The following is a 15,067-nucleotide window of genomic DNA, read 5'->3' as shown; positions in this document are numbered from 1 at the left end:
ACCTCGTCGTCTCTCTACGCCCATCTCGCCGGGTCCGCTCCCCAGGGGCCCGGTGGCCGCGCCCAGTCGCCCGGCCCGCCGTCGAAGGACACCGGCGGCAGCGCGTACCGCAGCCGCCCGATCGGGCTGTCGGTCTCGGCGAGCCAGGACTGCGGCAGGCCGTCGCCGAGGCCCGCCCCGCCCGGCTCGATGCCGTCCGTCAGCCATGCCGCCGTCCGCGCCAACGCCAGTCGCACGACACGGCCGTAGCCCTCGGACGACTGCTCGGTGAGGGCCCGCAGGACGGCCGCCGCCATGAGGTGGCCGGTGCCGTGGTCGAGGGCCTGGGCCGGCAGCGCGCCGGGCCGTTCGGGGCTCCCCTCGACGGCCGCGATGCCCGTCGCGGCCTGCACCAGGCTGTCGAAGCCGCGCCGCCCGGCCCACGGCCCGTACGCGCCCCACGCCGACAACTGCGCCACGACCAGCCCCGGCCGACGCTCCGCCAACGCCTCCGGCGAGAGCCCGAACCGGTCCAGGGCGCCGGGCCGGTATCCCGTGACGACGATGTCCGCCGCGGCCAGCAACTCCTCGAAGGTCCGTCGGCCGACGGCGAGGTCCAGCGTCGCCGACCGCTTCCCGAAGCCGGTGTCGGCGTGCTGGTCGGGCAGTTCGGCCGACCCGGGGGCGTCGAGGCGGAGCACGTCCGCGCCCAGCAGGGCGAGCGTGCGGGTGGCGACCGGGCCCGCGATCACCCGGGTCAGGTCCAGGACGCGCAGCCCGGCGGCGGGCAGCAGGGGACTGCCGGTGAGCGACGGGAGCACGCGCGCGCGTGCGGTGTCCAGGCGCTCGGTCTCGACCAGCGGCCGCCGGACGATCGCCGCCGCCTGCTCGTGCGCGGCCCACTCGGCGGGCGTACGCACCGCGACGGCCAGGCCGCCGGCGGCGTACACCGTCTCCTCCACCTCAAGGGCGGACCGCTCGGCCAGGGCCGCCTCGACGGCTGCCGGGTCCTCGGGGAGGTCCAGTGCCCGCAGCAGCCGTTCCCGGTGGTGCGGATAGTTGGCGTGCGTGCGCACCCAGCCGTCGGCCGTCCGCCAGAACCGTGACAGCGGCGCGAACGTGTCCGGCGCCCGTCCGTCGACCAGCAGATGCCGCTCACTGGCGAACGCGGTGGCCACCGCCCCGTCGTCCAGACGCACCCGCGGCACCTCGGCGAGCCCGGCCCGCCGCGCCCCCAGCTCGGCCGCGGCGAGCGCGCACACTCCCACCGAGGCCCGCGCCAACTCCCGTACGGGAAGCCGGGCCGGGAGCGTGTCCCGCCGTGCGACGGTCGACACGCGCGCGAGGAGGGCGGGATCGCCGCCCAGTTCGGACCAGGCGAACTCGATGTCGGTCATGACTGCACTATGCATGATTGATTGAATCAACATATGGAGACGGACGGGAAAGGCCGGGCGGATCACTCCGCCCGGCCTTCGGGAACGTCCCGCTACTTCACCGCACGCAGCGCGTTCACCACGCCGAAGCCGAAGAAGCCGTTGACGCGCTTGCCGCCCTCGCAGGTCGCGTCCACCACACCGTCACCGTTGCCGTCGTACGGCTCGGCCGGGCAGCCCGGGTTGTCGGCCTGCGCCTTGAGCAGCGCCTGGAGCGTCGCCGGAGAGGCCCACGGGTGGGTCGACTTCAGCAGCGCGGCCACACCGGCGACGTGCGGGGACGCCATCGAGGTGCCCTGAAGGAAGCCGTACGCGTTGTTCGGCATCGTCGACAGGATGCGGCCGTTGGCCGACGGGGTCTCCGGGATCTGGTACCGGTCGCCGCCCGGCGCCGCCACGTCGACCGCGCCCAGACCGTACGTGGAGTAGTACGACTTGGTGCCCTTGACGCCCGTCGCGCTCACCGTGACGACCCCCGGCAGCTGGGTCGGCACGTCGAAGCACTCGTGCGGGTCGATCGTCCGCGTCACCGGAGTGGAGTCGTCCGGGCTGGAGGAGTCGACGATCGCGTCGGAGTCCAGATCGTGATTGGAGTTGCCCGCCGAGGCGACGTTGAGCGTGCCCTTCTTCTGCGCGTACAGCTGCGCCCTGTTGACCGCGTCGACGATGGCCTTCTGGTCGGGGTCGTCCATGCAGTTGTACAGCCACGGGTCCACGTAGTAGCTGTTGTTCGTGACCTCGACGCCGTGATCTGCGGCGAACACGAAGGCGCAGACGACGTTCTCCGGGTAGAAGAGGCCGTCCTTCGGGTCGCTCACCTTGATGCTGGACACCTTCACGCCGGGCGCGACGCCGGCCACGCCGATGCCGTTGCGGGCCGCGGCGATCTCACCGGCGACATGCGTGCCGTGGTAGTCCTCCGCGGTGTACGGACGCCAGGCCCCCTCGGAGGTGTCCGCGACACCGCCGACACAGTTGGCCGACTGGGCGGCGGAGAAGTTCGGGGCGAGGTCCGGGTGGGTGTCGTCCACACCGGTGTCGATGACGGCGACGGTCACCTTGCCGCTGCCCGGGTTGATCGCGGCGGCCTTGTCGGCGCCGATGGCGCGCAGGTCCCACTGGTCGGCCTCGAGGGGCTCGCTCGCGCCCGCCGCGGCGGACGCGCTCGCCGTCTTCGCGGCCTCGGCCGCGGACATCAGCTTGGCGGCGCCCTCGTCGGTCGTCCCCGCGAGACTCAGCGGCGCCGTGCGGGTCGCGCCCGCCGACTGCACCCCGCGCACCGCGCGTATCTGTGCGCCGAAGTCGGGGTTCGCCGAGTGCACGACGATGACGCCGATCTTCGCGTAGGTCGCGACGACAGTGCCGTCGGCCGCGGCGATAGCCTTCTTCACCGACCCGATCGTGCGGTGGTCCACCTTGGTGTTGACGACGTACGCCAGCGTTCCGGCGTCGGCCGTCAGGGTGGCCTGAGCCGTGACCGGAGCCGCCGAGGCCGCCGTCGGCAGGAAGCCGAGGGAGGCGGTCAGCGACAGCACGACGGGCACCGCGAGGGCGAGGCGGCGTCTGGAAGGCAGATGAGCCATGGGGTCTCCACATCATCCGGAAGCGAGACCTGCCCGGACACGGGTCGTGCCTGGACAGGTACATGACGGGTGGTGCTCGCCCGAAACTATCTCCCCGACTCGTCGGCCAGCAATGACCTTCGGCAGGTGAGTTCACCGGCCATGACCTACGGCGGGCGCCGCTCGTTGGCCATGAGCTGCCGAGGTCACTTCGGAAACCCGTGCGAGGTGTTGAACCCGTCGTCGTGCGCCGCCGTGACCTTGGGCAGGGACGGCGAGGACACTCGCCCGCCCCCTTTACCCACCACATCCGCAACGCGAGGAGACTCCGTGGCCACCGAGACACCGCCCCCCTCGAATTCCCCAGCCCAACTCCCCTCCACCGAGGAGTTCGTCGCGGTGCAGGAGAGCGCGGAGTTCGGTGAACTGCGCCGTTCCTACCGCGGCTTCGCCTTCCCGCTGACCGTCGCCTTCATCGCCTGGTACCTGCTGTACGTCCTGCTGTCCAACTACGCGGGCGACTTCATGGGCACCAAGCTCGTCGGCAACATCAACGTCGCCATGGCGCTGGGGCTCGCCCAGTTCCTCACCACGTTCCTCATCGCCTGGTGGTACTCGCGGCACGCCGCCGCGAAGCTCGACCCCAAGGCCGAGGCGATCAAGTCCCGGATGGAGGGCAACGCATGATTTCCGCGCAGCAGACTCTTCTCGCCGCCGACCTCGCGGCCAACGAGGCCAGCGAGCACCGGCCGCTCATCATCACGCTGTTCGGCCTGTTCGTCGTAGCGACGCTCATCATCACCGTCTGGGCGGGTCGCCAGACCAAGGACGCGGCCGACTTCTACGCGGGCGGCCGCCAGTTCAGCGCCTTCCAGAACGGCCTCGCCGTCTCCGGTGACTACATGTCGGCCGCCTCGTTCCTCGGCATCGCCGGCGCCATCGCCCTCTTCGGCTACGACGGCTTCCTCTACTCCATCGGCTTCCTGGTCGCCTGGCTGGTGGCCCTGTTGCTGGTGGCCGAACCGCTGCGCAACTCCGGCCGCTACACGATGGGCGACGTCCTCGCCTACCGCATGCGCCAGCGCCCGGTCCGTACCGCGGCCGGCACCTCCACGATCGTCGTCTCGATCTTCTACCTGCTGGCCCAGATGGCGGGCGCGGGCGTCCTCGTCTCCCTGCTGCTCGGCATCACCTCCGACGCCGGCAAGATCGCCATCGTCGCCCTGGTCGGCCTCCTGATGGTCGTGTACGTCTCCATCGGCGGCATGAAGGGCACCACCTGGGTGCAGATGGTCAAGGCCGTGCTGCTCATCACCGGCACCCTGCTGATCACCTTCCTGGTGCTGCTGAAGTTCAACTTCAACATCTCCGACCTGCTCGGCAGCGCCGCCGAGAACAGCGGCAAGGGCACGGCCTTCCTGGAACCCGGCCTCCAGTACGGCGCCACCGGCACCTCCAAGCTGGACTTCATCTCCCTGGGCATCGCCCTGGTCCTCGGCACCGCCGGCCTGCCGCACATCCTGATCCGCTTCTACACGGTGCCCAACGCCAAGGCCGCCCGGAAGTCCGTGAACTGGGCGATCGGCATCATCGGCGGTTTCTACCTGATGACCATCGCGCTCGGCTTCGGCGCCGCAGCCCTGATCTCGCAGGAAGAGATCATCGCGTCCAACCCGTCCGGCAACACGGCGGCACCCCTGCTCGCCCTGCACCTGGGCGGCGTCGACTCGGCCTGGGGCGCCATCCTGCTGGCCACGATCTCGGCGGTGGCCTTCGCGACGATCCTCGCCGTGGTCGCCGGCCTCACCCTCGCGTCCTCGTCGTCCTTCGCGCACGACATCTACGCCAACGTCATCCGCAAGGGAGAGGCGACCGGCGCGGAGGAGGTCCGCGCGGCCCGCTGGGCGACCGTCTTCATCGGCATCGTCTCCATCGGCCTGGGCGCCCTCGCCCGCGACCTCAACGTGGCCGGCCTGGTCGCACTGGCCTTCGCGGTCGCCGCCTCCGCCAACCTGCCGACCATCCTCTACAGCCTGTTCTGGAAGCGGTTCACCACCCAGGGCGCCCTGTGGTCCATCTACGGCGGCCTGATCGTGGCGGTCGGCCTGGTGCTGTTCTCGCCCGTGGTCTCCGGCGACCCCAAGGCGATGTTCCCCGACGTCGACTTCGCCTGGTTCCCGCTGAAGAACCCCGGCATCATCTCCATCCCCTTCGGCTTCCTGATGGGCTTCCTCGGCACCGTCCTCACCAAGGAGAAGCCCGACACCGGCAAGTACGCGGAGCTGGAGGTACGGTCCCTGACCGGCACCGGCGCACACTGACGCACCCCTTCCGAAAGGGGCCGCGTCGCGGGTGATCCGTAGATCCCTACGACGCGGCCCCTTCGTACCTCGTGGAGATCGGGCCCCCTCGTTGTCGGTGGGGTCACGTAGGCTCACAGGTGACGGAAGACTTGCGATCCGCTACGCGGGAGGGGGCCCACGTGCTCATCGACACCTACGGCCGGGTCGCCACCGACCTGCGCGTCTCACTGACCGACCGGTGCAACCTGCGCTGTACCTACTGCATGCCCGAAGAGGGCTTGCAGTGGCTGGCCAAGCCGGACCTGCTCACGGACGACGAGATCGTCCGCCTGATAGACATCGCCGTCACCTCCCTCGGCATCGAGGAGGTCCGCTTCACCGGCGGCGAGCCCCTGCTGCGCCCAGGCCTGGTCGGCATCGTCGAGCGCGTCGCGGCCCTGAGCCCCCGCCCCCAGATGTCCCTGACCACCAACGGCATCGGCCTCAGGCGCACGGCGTCGGCCCTCAAGGCAGCGGGTCTGGACCGGGTCAATGTCTCCCTCGACACGCTCCGCCCGGACGTCTTCAAGACCCTCACCCGCCGTGACCGCCACAAGGACGTCCTCGAAGGTCTCCAGGCCGCCCGGGACGCGGGCCTGACCCCGGTCAAGGTGAACTCGGTCCTGATGCCGGGGCTGAACGCCGACGAGGCCCCCGACCTCCTCGCCTGGGCCGTCGAGCACGATTACGAACTGCGGTTCATCGAGCAGATGCCCCTGGACGCCCAGCACGGCTGGAAGCGCGACGGCATGGTCACGGCAGGCGACATCCTCGCCGCCCTGCGCACCCGCTTCGACCTCACCGAGGAGGGCTCGGGGGAGCGCGGCTCGGCCCCGGCCGAACGCTGGATCGTCGACGGCGGCCCGCACCGCGTCGGCGTCATCGCCTCCGTCACCCGCCCGTTCTGCTCGGCCTGCGACCGCACCCGCCTCACGGCCGACGGCCAGGTCCGCACCTGCCTCTTCGCCCGCGAGGAGACCGACCTGCGCGCGGCCCTGCGCTCGGACGCCTCCGACGAGGAGATCGCGCGCATCTGGCGCCTGGCGATGTGGGGCAAGAAGGCGGGCGCGGGCCTGGACGACCCGACGTTCGTCCAGCCGGACCGGCCGATGTCGGCGATCGGCGGCTAGGAACCACCCTGCGCGGAGCCGCCCGCGGATCCCCCGGCGGATCCGCCGGGGGCCTCCCACTCCGTCAGCAGGACCACGTCCTTGAGGAAGCCGCGCACCCCGAGGAACTGCGACAGGTGCTCCCGATGCTCCTCGCACGCCAGCCACGTCTTACGGCGCTCCGGCGTGTGGATCTTCGGGTTGTTCCACGCCAGCACCCACAGGGCGTCGGTGCGGCAGCCCTTCGCGGAGCAGACCGGGGTCTCGTCACTCACAGGTTCGTCTCACAGGTGCGCTGAAAAAGGCGACGCCGAGCAGCCACGGGGGGAGCTGCCCGGCGTCGGTCCGTCGCTCCGACGGGGGATGCGGAGCGCGTACGAAGTATGTCACGGCGACCCGGGGCCACGGCACTGGAACCACAGCTTTTATTGGGCTCGGCGCAGAGCCGGCTCAGGGCCGCCGTTCAGCCGGACCGGCCTCCATGTCCCCCGGAAGGGGCTCGGTTTCCTCTCGCGTGGATGCCGTTTCCTCCCGCGCGGATTCCGCGAGGGGCTCCTCTTGCGCCGCCCGTTCCTCCGCTTCGTCCGCGCGCGGGGGAGTGATCATCGGCGGCAGCGGGGCGGTCACGAACGTCGACGGGAGTCCCGGCGCGTTCTCCCGCCCGGCATTGGCGATCACCACCGCGACATACGGCAGGACCACACCCAGGACCAGCGCCACCACCGCAACATGCCGTTCCACGTTCCACAGCGTCGCCGCCAGGACCACCGCCACGGTACGGACCGACATCGAGATCACATACCGCCGCTGCCGGCCCCGCACATCATCCTGGAGCCCCTGACGTGCCCCGGTGATCCGGAACACCTGGACGTCGCCGCCGCCGTGCTGCTTCCGCATCACATTCCACCATCCGCCCGCTCGAACTCGCCCCGTCCACCACGGTACGCCGCTGCCGGGCCGCCCCCGAAAGCGGGTCGCCGCCGGTCCGGGCGAACGGGGTGCGCCGTACCGCGTACGGCGTCTCCGACATGCGGCGTACGGAGGCCGGGCCGACACTGAGATCAATGCTGGCGTAGAGCCGTACGAGGAGGCAGCCATGGGCTGGTTGTGGGCGATCATCGTGGGATTCGTGCTGGGCCTGATCGCGAAGGCGATCATCCCGGGCAAGCAGCACAGCCCACTGTGGCTGACCACCATCTTCGGCATCCTGGGCGCGATCGTCGGCAACGCCGTCGCCCGGGGCTTCGGAGTCGACGAGACCAACGGCATCGACTGGAGCCGTCACATCTTCCAGCTGATCGCCGCGGTCATCATCGTGGCCTTCGGCGACATGCTGTACATGGCGACGCTGGGCAAGCGCAAGCAGCGCACCTGAGCATGCGAAGGGGCGCGGGCCGGCGCGCGACCGGCCGCGGAACCCGCGGCCCGCGCAGCGGACCCGCGCCCCTTAGGCGCCTACGCCCCGGTCACCTCGACGGCGGCCAGGTTCTTCTTGCCGCGCCGCAGCACCAGCCAGCGCCCGTGCAGCAGATCCTCCGCCGCCGGGACGGCGTCCTCCGCGGTGACCTTGACGTTGTTCACGTAGGCCCCGCCCTCCTTCACCGTCCGCCGGGCCGCGGACTTGCTGGCCACCAGGCCGACCTCGGCGAAGAGGTCGACCACGAGGCCCAGCTCGGAGACCTGGATGTGCGGCACCTCGGAGAGGGACGCGGCCAGCGTCCTCTCGTCGAGTTCGGCCAGCTCGCCCTGCCCGAAGAGGGCCCTGGACGCGGCGGTCACGGCTGCCGTCTGGTCGGCGCCGTGCACCAGCGTCGTCAGCTCCTCGGCCAGCGCGCGCTGCGCGGCACGGGCCTGCGGCCGCTCCGCGGTCTGCCGCTCCAGCTCCTCGATCTCCTCGCGCGACCTGAAACTGAAGATGCGCAGGAACTTGGAGGCGTCCCGGTCGTCCGCGTTCAGCCAGAACTGGTAGAAGGCGTACGGCGTGGTCATCTCGGGGTCGAGCCAGACCGTGCCGGACTCCGTCTTGCCGAACTTGGTGCCGTCGGCCTTGGTGATCAGCGGCGTGCCCAGGGCGTGCACCACGGCGTCGGGCTCGACCTTGTGGATCAGCTCGGTGCCCGAGGTGAGGTTGCCCCACTGGTCGCTGCCGCCGGTCTGCAGCGTGCAGCCGTACCGCCGGTACAGCTCCAGGAAGTCCATGCCCTGCAGGATCTGGTAACTGAACTCGGTGTAGCTGATGCCCGCGTCGGAGTTGAGCCGCCGGGCGACGGCCTCCTTCGCGATCATCTTGTTGACCCGGAAGTGCTTGCCGATGTCGCGCAGGAACTCGATGGCCGACAGGCCCTGCGTCCAGTCCAGGTTGTTGACCATGACCGCCGCGTTCGGGCCCTCGAAGTCCAGCAGCGGGGCGATCTGGCCGCGCAGCCGCTCCACCCACTGGGCGACGACCTCGGGGGCGTTCAGCGTGCGCTCGGAGTTCGGCTTCGGGTCACCGATCAGACCGGTGGCACCCCCGACCAGGCCCAGCGGGCGGTTGCCCGCCTGCTGGATCCGGCGCATCGTGAGGATCTGCACGAGGTTGCCGAGATGCAGGCTGGGCGCGGTCGGGTCGAAGCCGCAATAGAACGTGACAGGACCGTCCGCGAACGCCTTGCGCAATGCGTCCTCGTCGGTGGAGAGGGCGATCAGCCCGCGCCACTTCAGTTCGTCGACGATGTCCGTCACTGTTCTCGTATCTCCTTGATGATCTTCGGGCGGCCGAGCGACCACCGGCTACGAGGTTATACGCCCTGACTGACAGAACTCATATTGAAATCCGGCACCCGCAGCGCGGGCATCGCGGACCTGGTGAACCAGTCGCTCCACTCCCTGGGCAGCGTCTTCTCCGTGCGCCCGGCCTCCGTGGCCCGGCCCAGCAGGCCGACCGGGGACTCGTTGAACCGGAAGTTGGTCACCTCGCCCACGACCTCGCCGTCCTCGACGAGGTAGACGCCGTCCCGGGTCAGCCCGGTCAGCAGCAGCGTCGCCGGGTCCACCTCGCGGATGTACCACAGGCAGGTCAGCAGCAGCCCGCGCGTGGTGCTCGCGACCATGTCGTCCAGCGACCGGTCGGAACCGCCGTCCAGGATGAGGTTGTCGGTACCGGGAGCCACCGGCAGGCCGGTCAGGGCCGCGCTGTGCCGGCTCGTGGTGAGGTGCTTCAGTTCGCCGCCGCCGATCCACTCGGTGGCCGGGATCGGGAGCCCGTTGTCGAACACCGACCGGTCGCCGCCCGAGGAGTGCGCCACGACGAACGGCGCCGACTCCAGACCCGGCTCGTTGGGGTCGCTGCGCAGGGTCAGCGGCAGCTCGGTCAGCCGCTCGCCGAGACGGGTGCCACCGCCCGGCTTCGAGAACACCGTCCGCCCCTCGACCGCGTCCCGGCCCGACGCCGACCACAGCTGGTAGATCATCAGGTCCGCGACCGCGGTCGGCGGCAGCAGCGTCTCGTACCGCCCCGCGGGCAGCTCGATCCGCCGCTCCGCCCAGCCCAGCCGTACGGCCAGCTCGGCGTCGAGCGCCGCCGGGTCGACGTCCTTGAAGTCCCGCGTCGAGCGGCCCGCCCAGGCCGACCGCGTACGGTCCGGCGACTTGGCGTTCAACTCCAGCGTCCCGTTGGGCTGGTCGTGCCGCAGCCGCAGCCCCGTCGACGTGCCCAGGTAGGTCGAGACCAGCTCGTGATTGGCGAAGCCGTACAACTCCCGGCCACCCGCACGCGCGCGGGCGAACGCCTCGCCCAGGGCCGGGGCGAAGTCGGCGAACACCGCGGACGAGGTCTCGACGGGAGCCTCGGTGAACTCGGGGGACTGCGCCACGCCCGTCACCAGCGGCTGCGCGTCCTCGGCGGGTGCGGCACCGCGCGCGGCGGCCTCGGCGGCCCGCACCAGCGGCTCCAGCTCGTCCGCGGTCACCGCGGACCGCGACACGACCCCGGAGGCGGTGCCCTCCTTGCCGTCGACGGTCGCGATCACGGTGAGCGTGCGCCCGCGCGTGACGCCGTTGGTGGTCAGCGCGTTGCCCGCCCAGCGCAGATTGGCGGTCGACTGCTCGTCGGCGATCACGACACAGCCGTCGGCCCGCGACAGCTCCAGCGCGCGCTCCACGACCTCGTGCGGCTTGTCGGTACGGGCGCTCATCGGCCGGCCTCCTGCGTCGTGTTGAGGATGTTGACGCCCTTGAACAGGGCGGACGGGCAGCCGTGCGACACGGCCGCGACCTGGCCCGGCTGGGCCTTGCCGCAGTTGAAGGCGCCGCCCAGGACGTACGTCTGCGGGCCGCCGACGGCCGCCATGGAGCCCCAGAAGTCGGTGGTCGTCGCCTGGTAGGCCACGTCCCGCAGCTGCCCGGTGATCCGCCCGTTCTCGATCCGGAAGAACCGCTGCCCGGTGAACTGGAAGTTGTAGCGCTGCATGTCGATCGACCAGGACCGGTCCCCGACGACGTAGATCCCGCGGTCCACGCTGCCGATCAGGCCCTCGGTGGGCATCCCCGCCGGGTCGGGACGCAACGACACATTGGCCATGCGCTGCACCGGCACATGCCCGGGGGAGTCGGCGAACGCGCACCCGTTGGAGCGCTCGAACCCGGTCAGCTTCGCGATCCGCCGGTCCAGCTGGTAGCCGACGAGCGTGCCGTCCTTGACCAGGTCCCATGACTGCGCCTCGACGCCCTCGTCGTCGAAGCCGACGGTCGCCAGACCGTGCTCGGCGGTACGGTCACCGGTCACGTTCATCAGATCCGAGCCGTACCGCAGCTTGCCGAGCTGGTCGAAGGTGGCGAAGGAGGTACCGGCGTAGGCCGCCTCGTAGCCGAGGGCCCGGTCCAGCTCGGTGGCGTGCCCGATGGACTCGTGGATGGTCAGCCACAGGTTGGACGGGTCGACCACCAGGTCGTACAGACCCGGCTCGACGCTCGGCGCCCGCATCTTCTCGGCGAGCAGCTCCGGGATCCGCTCCAGCTCCTCGTCCCAGTCCCAGCCGGTGCCGGTGAGGTACTCCCAGCCGCGCCCGGCCGGCGGCGCGATCGTCCGCATCGAGTCGAACTCACCGCTGGACTCGTCCACCGACACCGCCGTCAGCGCCGGGTGCAGCCGTACCCGCTGCTGGGTGGTCACCGTGCCCGCCGTGTCGGCGTAGAACTTGTTCTCGTGGACGGTGAGCAGCGACGCGTCGACATGGTTGATCCCGTCGGCCGCCAGCAGCCGCGCGCTCCAGTCCGCGAGCAGCGCCGCCTTCTCCTCGTCCGGCACCGTGAACGGATCGATCTCGTACGACGAGACCCAGGTGCGGTCGGCGTGCACCGGCTCGCCGGCCAGCTCCACGCGCTCGTCGGACCCGGCCGCCTTGATCACCTGCGCGGACAGCTTCGCCATCGCCACCGCCTGCGAGGCGACCTTGGCCGCGGCGTCCATCGTCAGATCCACACCGGACGCGAACCCCCACGTCCCGCCGTGCACCACGCGCACCGCGTACCCGAGGTCGGTGGTGTCCGACGACCCCGAGGGCCGGGCGTCCCGGAGCCGCCAGGACGCGCTGCGCACCCGCTCGAACCGGAAGTCGGCGTGGTCCGCGCCGAGCGCACGCGCGCGTGCCAGGGCGGCGTCCGCGAGGGCCCGCAACGGCAGTGCCGTGAAACTTTCGTCGATGCTGTGAGGCACCTGGGTATCTCCCTGTGGTCGTCGCCTGTGATGGCTTCGATCATGTCGCGCGAGCGAACCCCCGGACCACAGCTTTCCGGCCCGCTCAGGCAATTTCTGTAGAAACCCCACAGCCAGCCCCGTGACGCGCTGTCGGTGCCCTGATGTCCGACGGCGTCGGCGTACCGATAGGTTTCGAGGGAAGCCGCCTGCCTTTCAGGTCTCGGGCGGTGTGTCAAGACCCCTACGGAAAGGGTGATCCGTTGAGCCGCTCGGTTCTCGTCACCGGAGGCAACCGAGGCATCGGCCTCGCCATCGCCCGCGCGTTCGCCGACGCAGGCGACAAGGTCGCGATCACATACCGGTCGGGGGAGCCGCCGGCCGGCTTCTTGGCCGTCAGGTGCGACATCACCGACCCCGAGCAGGTGGAGCAGGCCTACAAGGAGATCGAGGCCCAGCACGGCCCGGTCGAGGTCCTGATCGCCAACGCAGGCGTCACCAAGGACCAGCTCCTGATGCGCATGTCCGAGGAGGACTTCACCTCGGTCCTGGACACCAACCTCACCGGAACCTTCCGCGTCGTCAAGCGCGCCAACCGCGCCATGCTGCGCGCCCGCAAGGGCCGTGTCGTGCTCATCTCCTCGGTGGTCGGGCTGCTCGGCTCCGCGGGGCAGGCGAACTACGCCGCCTCCAAGGCCGGCCTGGTCGGCTTCGCGCGTTCCCTCGCCCGTGAGCTGGGGTCGCGCAACATCACCTTCAACGTCGTCGCGCCGGGCTTCGTCGACACCGACATGACGCAGGCGCTGACCGACGAGCAGCGCGCGAACATCGTCTCGCAGGTGCCGCTCGGCCGGTACGCGCAGCCCGACGAGATCGCCGCGACGGTGCGGTTCCTCGCCTCGGACGACGCCTCGTACATCACTGGAGCCGTCATCCCCGTAGACGGCGGACTGGGAATGGGTCACTGATCACCATGAGCGGAATTCTCGAGGGCAAGCGCGTCCTGATCTCCGGTGTGCTGATGGAGTCCTCCATCGCCTTCCACGCCGCCAAGCTGGCCCAGGAGCAGGGCGCGGAGATCATCCTGACCGCGTTCCCGCGGCCCACGCTGACCGAGCGCATCGCCCGGAAGCTGCCCAAGCCCACCAAGGTCATCGAGCTGGACGTGACCAACGACGAGCACCTGGGCCGCCTGGCCGACGTCGTCGGCGAGGAGCTGGGCGGCCTCGACGGCGTCGTGCACTCCATCGGCTTCGCCCCGCAGGACGCCCTCGGCGGCAACTTCCTCAACACGCCGTTCGAGTCGGTCGCCACGGCGATGCACGTCTCGGCGTTCTCCCTGAAGTCGCTCACCATGGCCTGCCTGCCGCTGATGCAGAACGGCGGCTCCGTCGTCGGCCTCACCTTCGACGCGCAGTACGCCTGGCCGCAGTACGACTGGATGGGCCCGGCCAAGGCGGCCCTGGAGGCCACCAGCCGCTACATGGCGCGCGACCTGGGCAAGCAGAACATCCGCTGCAACCTCATCTCCGCGGGCCCCCTCGGCTCGATGGCCGCGAAGTCCATCCCGGGCTTCGGCGACCTGGCCGCCGTGTGGGACACCCGCTCCCCGCTCGAGTGGGACCTCAAGGACCCCGATCCGGCCGGCCGTGGCATCGTCGCCCTGCTGAGCGACTGGTTCCCGAAGACCACCGGCGAGATCATCCACGTGGACGGCGGCCTGCACGCCATCGGCGCCTGATCCACCCCCCTCGTCGACGCCCCGCCGCCCGCCTCGCGCGGGAAGCGGGGCGTCACCCGTTCGGCGCACCCGGCCGGGCGGCGGAGCAGCCGCGCACCGCACTCTGAAGTGCGCGTCCGTAGCGCTTCCCTCCCCAGCCCGGCCGAGGAGGTCCCTTTGTGCGCCTGTTCCGCAGCGTGGCCCCAGTGACCGTCGCCGTCTCCCTCGTCCTGTCCCTGCCGCGCGACGCGCTGCCCCACGCGCGCGTGCCGGCAGGGCACGCCGCCGCCGTAGCCGAGGAACTGCTCGCCGCGGAGTGCCGGACCAGCGTCGACGGGTCCCGGGTGACCGCCTACTGCCACAACCCCTACGCCGTCACCGACCGGGTACGCCTGCACATCGAGTGCGCGCGCTGGTGGGACCTGGACACCGACGGCGCCCCCGCCGACGTGGGACCCGCCGTGACCGTACGGCTGACCGGTCGCTGCTGGAAGGAGGTCGGCGCGGCCTGGGTCAGCCACCAGCGGGTGTGAACCGTCCGGGCCGGCACAGGAAGGGATAGCTCGCCGCCTCGACGGCCGCAGTCTCCGCGTCCCCCGCGCGGATCGCGTCGACCAGCCGCGTGTGGTCCATGTGCGTCTCCGGCGTCAGTTCGTCGCCGACGTCCTCGCGCAGCCAGTCCCGCAGGACCTCGCCGAGATCGGCGTACATGGCGGTCATCGCGTCGTTGTGGGAGGCGGCCACCACCGCCAGGTGGAAGGTCGCGTCCGCCGTCACGAAGGCCTCGGCGTCCCCCGACTCCCACGCCTCCTCGCGGCGCAGCAGCAGCGTGTCCAGCTGCTTGAGGTCCTTCTCCGTACGCCGCTCGGCGGCCAGCCGTGCCGCGCCCGACTCCAGGGTGGCGCGCAGTTCCGCGATGTGCCGCGGGTCGGCGTCCGCGAAGCGGCGGTGCATCACGCCCGCCAGCTCGCTGGTCGCCACCACGTAGGTGCCCGATCCCTGACGGATGTCCAGCAGGCCGTTGTGCGCGAGCGCGCGGACGGCCTCACGGACGGTGTTGCGCGCGACGCCCAGCTGCTCGACCAGCTCGGGCTCCGTCGGGATGCGCGAGCCGACCGGCCACTCGCCCGAGGTGATCTGGGTGCGCAGCGCGGCGATGACCTGCTCGGACAGCGCCGAGCGACGGGGATGGCTCAGGGGCATGGCACACCTTCGCACGGGCCGGGCCGGCGGCGGGAATCCGGG

General features: G+C 70.9%; 15 protein-coding genes. 7 read left to right on the top strand and 8 right to left on the bottom strand.

From position 1 onward, the window contains the following. Positions 1-14: 14 nt before the first annotated feature. Complete coding sequence (locus ACFWJX_RS08170; protein ID WP_383238590.1) at positions 15-1,376, bottom strand: CoA transferase; 1,362 nt, start codon at positions 1,374-1,376, stop codon at positions 15-17. A gap of 92 nt (positions 1,377-1,468) precedes the next feature. Then, positions 1,469-2,998, bottom strand: a complete 1,530-nt coding sequence (locus ACFWJX_RS08165; RefSeq protein ID WP_383238587.1) for a S8 family serine peptidase — start codon at positions 2,996-2,998, stop codon at positions 1,469-1,471. A gap of 309 nt (positions 2,999-3,307) precedes the next feature. Between ACFWJX_RS08165 and ACFWJX_RS08160 the strand changes: the two genes are divergently transcribed. The 3 genes from ACFWJX_RS08160 (at position 3,308) to moaA (ending at position 6,449) form a co-directional block, all read left to right on the top strand. Then, positions 3,308-3,664, top strand: coding sequence for a DUF485 domain-containing protein (locus ACFWJX_RS08160; RefSeq protein ID WP_383238584.1), 357 nt, complete (start codon positions 3,308-3,310; stop codon positions 3,662-3,664). Next, positions 3,661-5,298, top strand: a complete 1,638-nt coding sequence (locus tag ACFWJX_RS08155; RefSeq protein WP_383238581.1) for a cation acetate symporter — start codon at positions 3,661-3,663, stop codon at positions 5,296-5,298. The genes ACFWJX_RS08160 and ACFWJX_RS08155 overlap by 4 nt, the downstream gene beginning before the upstream one ends. Before the next feature lie 161 nt (positions 5,299-5,459). Then, positions 5,460-6,449 carry a GTP 3',8-cyclase MoaA gene (moaA, locus tag ACFWJX_RS08150; RefSeq protein ID WP_383238578.1) on the top strand — a complete coding sequence of 330 codons (990 nt, stop codon included), beginning with the start codon at positions 5,460-5,462 and terminating at the stop codon, positions 6,447-6,449. Here the strand turns inward: moaA and ACFWJX_RS08145 are convergent. Together ACFWJX_RS08145 and ACFWJX_RS08140 are read right to left on the bottom strand one after the other, a co-directional pair. Beyond that, complete coding sequence (locus tag ACFWJX_RS08145) at positions 6,446-6,703, bottom strand: hypothetical protein (RefSeq protein ID WP_383238575.1); 258 nt, start codon at positions 6,701-6,703, stop codon at positions 6,446-6,448. The two genes, moaA and ACFWJX_RS08145, sit on opposite strands and share 4 nt — an antisense overlap. A gap of 175 nt (positions 6,704-6,878) precedes the next feature. Beyond that, positions 6,879-7,325 (bottom strand): DUF3099 domain-containing protein, encoded by a 447-nt coding sequence (locus tag ACFWJX_RS08140; RefSeq protein WP_383238572.1) that lies wholly within the window; start codon positions 7,323-7,325, stop codon positions 6,879-6,881. A 199-nt stretch (positions 7,326-7,524) separates the two neighbouring features. Here ACFWJX_RS08140 and ACFWJX_RS08135 point away from each other — a divergent pair, with 199 nt between their 5' ends. Continuing rightward, positions 7,525-7,803, top strand: a complete 279-nt coding sequence (locus ACFWJX_RS08135; protein WP_086769327.1) for a GlsB/YeaQ/YmgE family stress response membrane protein — start codon at positions 7,525-7,527, stop codon at positions 7,801-7,803. 80 nt (positions 7,804-7,883) lie between these two features. Here the strand turns inward: ACFWJX_RS08135 and tyrS are convergent, their stop codons facing one another. From tyrS to ACFWJX_RS08120, 3 genes are read right to left on the bottom strand one after another with little or no spacing between them, the layout of a single operon-like run. Then, positions 7,884-9,152: a tyrosine--tRNA ligase gene (tyrS, locus tag ACFWJX_RS08130; RefSeq protein ID WP_383238569.1), complete on the bottom strand. Its 1,269-nt coding sequence runs from the start codon at positions 9,150-9,152 to the stop codon at positions 7,884-7,886. A gap of 56 nt (positions 9,153-9,208) precedes the next feature. Further along, positions 9,209-10,603: a metallopeptidase TldD-related protein gene (locus ACFWJX_RS08125; protein WP_383238567.1), complete on the bottom strand. Its 1,395-nt coding sequence runs from the start codon at positions 10,601-10,603 to the stop codon at positions 9,209-9,211. Further along, on the bottom strand, positions 10,600-12,123 hold the full coding sequence (locus ACFWJX_RS08120) for a TldD/PmbA family protein (protein WP_383238564.1): 1,524 nt from the start codon (positions 12,121-12,123) through the stop codon (positions 10,600-10,602). Before ACFWJX_RS08120 ends, ACFWJX_RS08125 begins: the two co-directional genes overlap by 4 nt. Before the next feature lie 242 nt (positions 12,124-12,365). Between ACFWJX_RS08120 and fabG the strand changes: the two genes are divergently transcribed. The 3 genes from fabG to ACFWJX_RS08105 all read left to right on the top strand — a co-directional run bounded on the left by fabG (position 12,366) and on the right by ACFWJX_RS08105 (position 14,355). Then, positions 12,366-13,070, top strand: a complete 705-nt coding sequence (gene fabG / locus ACFWJX_RS08115) for a 3-oxoacyl-[acyl-carrier-protein] reductase (RefSeq protein ID WP_383238562.1) — start codon at positions 12,366-12,368, stop codon at positions 13,068-13,070. Between the two features lie 5 nt (positions 13,071-13,075). Beyond that, positions 13,076-13,843, top strand: a complete 768-nt coding sequence (gene fabI, locus ACFWJX_RS08110; protein WP_073496525.1) for an enoyl-ACP reductase FabI — start codon at positions 13,076-13,078, stop codon at positions 13,841-13,843. Between the two features lie 158 nt (positions 13,844-14,001). After that, on the top strand, positions 14,002-14,355 hold the full coding sequence (locus ACFWJX_RS08105; RefSeq protein ID WP_383238560.1) for a hypothetical protein: 354 nt from the start codon (positions 14,002-14,004) through the stop codon (positions 14,353-14,355). Here the strand turns inward: ACFWJX_RS08105 and ACFWJX_RS08100 are convergent. After that, positions 14,336-15,025 (bottom strand): FadR/GntR family transcriptional regulator, encoded by a 690-nt coding sequence (locus tag ACFWJX_RS08100; RefSeq protein WP_383238557.1) that lies wholly within the window; start codon positions 15,023-15,025, stop codon positions 14,336-14,338. The genes ACFWJX_RS08105 and ACFWJX_RS08100 overlap by 20 nt on opposite strands. Positions 15,026-15,067: the final 42 nt, after the last annotated feature.

It is taken from the genome of Streptomyces sp. NPDC058335, assembly GCF_042723915.1.
Taxonomy (GTDB): domain Bacteria; phylum Actinomycetota; class Actinomycetes; order Streptomycetales; family Streptomycetaceae; genus Streptomyces.
This window is presented reverse-complemented; position numbering and strand designations above follow the sequence as displayed.

Coding starts and splice junctions, on each gene's coding strand:
- ACFWJX_RS08155 (WP_383238581.1), top strand. CDS start 3,661: ATGATTTCCGCGCAGCAGACTCTTCTCGCCGCCGACCTCGCGGCCAAC.
- ACFWJX_RS08140 (WP_383238572.1), bottom strand. CDS start 7,325: ATGCGGAAGCAGCACGGCGGCGGCGACGTCCAGGTGTTCCGGATCACC.
- ACFWJX_RS08170 (WP_383238590.1), bottom strand. CDS start 1,376: ATGACCGACATCGAGTTCGCCTGGTCCGAACTGGGCGGCGATCCCGCC.
- ACFWJX_RS08135 (WP_086769327.1), top strand. CDS start 7,525: ATGGGCTGGTTGTGGGCGATCATCGTGGGATTCGTGCTGGGCCTGATC.
- ACFWJX_RS08100 (WP_383238557.1), bottom strand. CDS start 15,025: ATGCCCCTGAGCCATCCCCGTCGCTCGGCGCTGTCCGAGCAGGTCATC.
- fabI (WP_073496525.1), top strand. CDS start 13,076: ATGAGCGGAATTCTCGAGGGCAAGCGCGTCCTGATCTCCGGTGTGCTG.
- ACFWJX_RS08165 (WP_383238587.1), bottom strand. CDS start 2,998: ATGGCTCATCTGCCTTCCAGACGCCGCCTCGCCCTCGCGGTGCCCGTC.
- ACFWJX_RS08125 (WP_383238567.1), bottom strand. CDS start 10,603: ATGAGCGCCCGTACCGACAAGCCGCACGAGGTCGTGGAGCGCGCGCTG.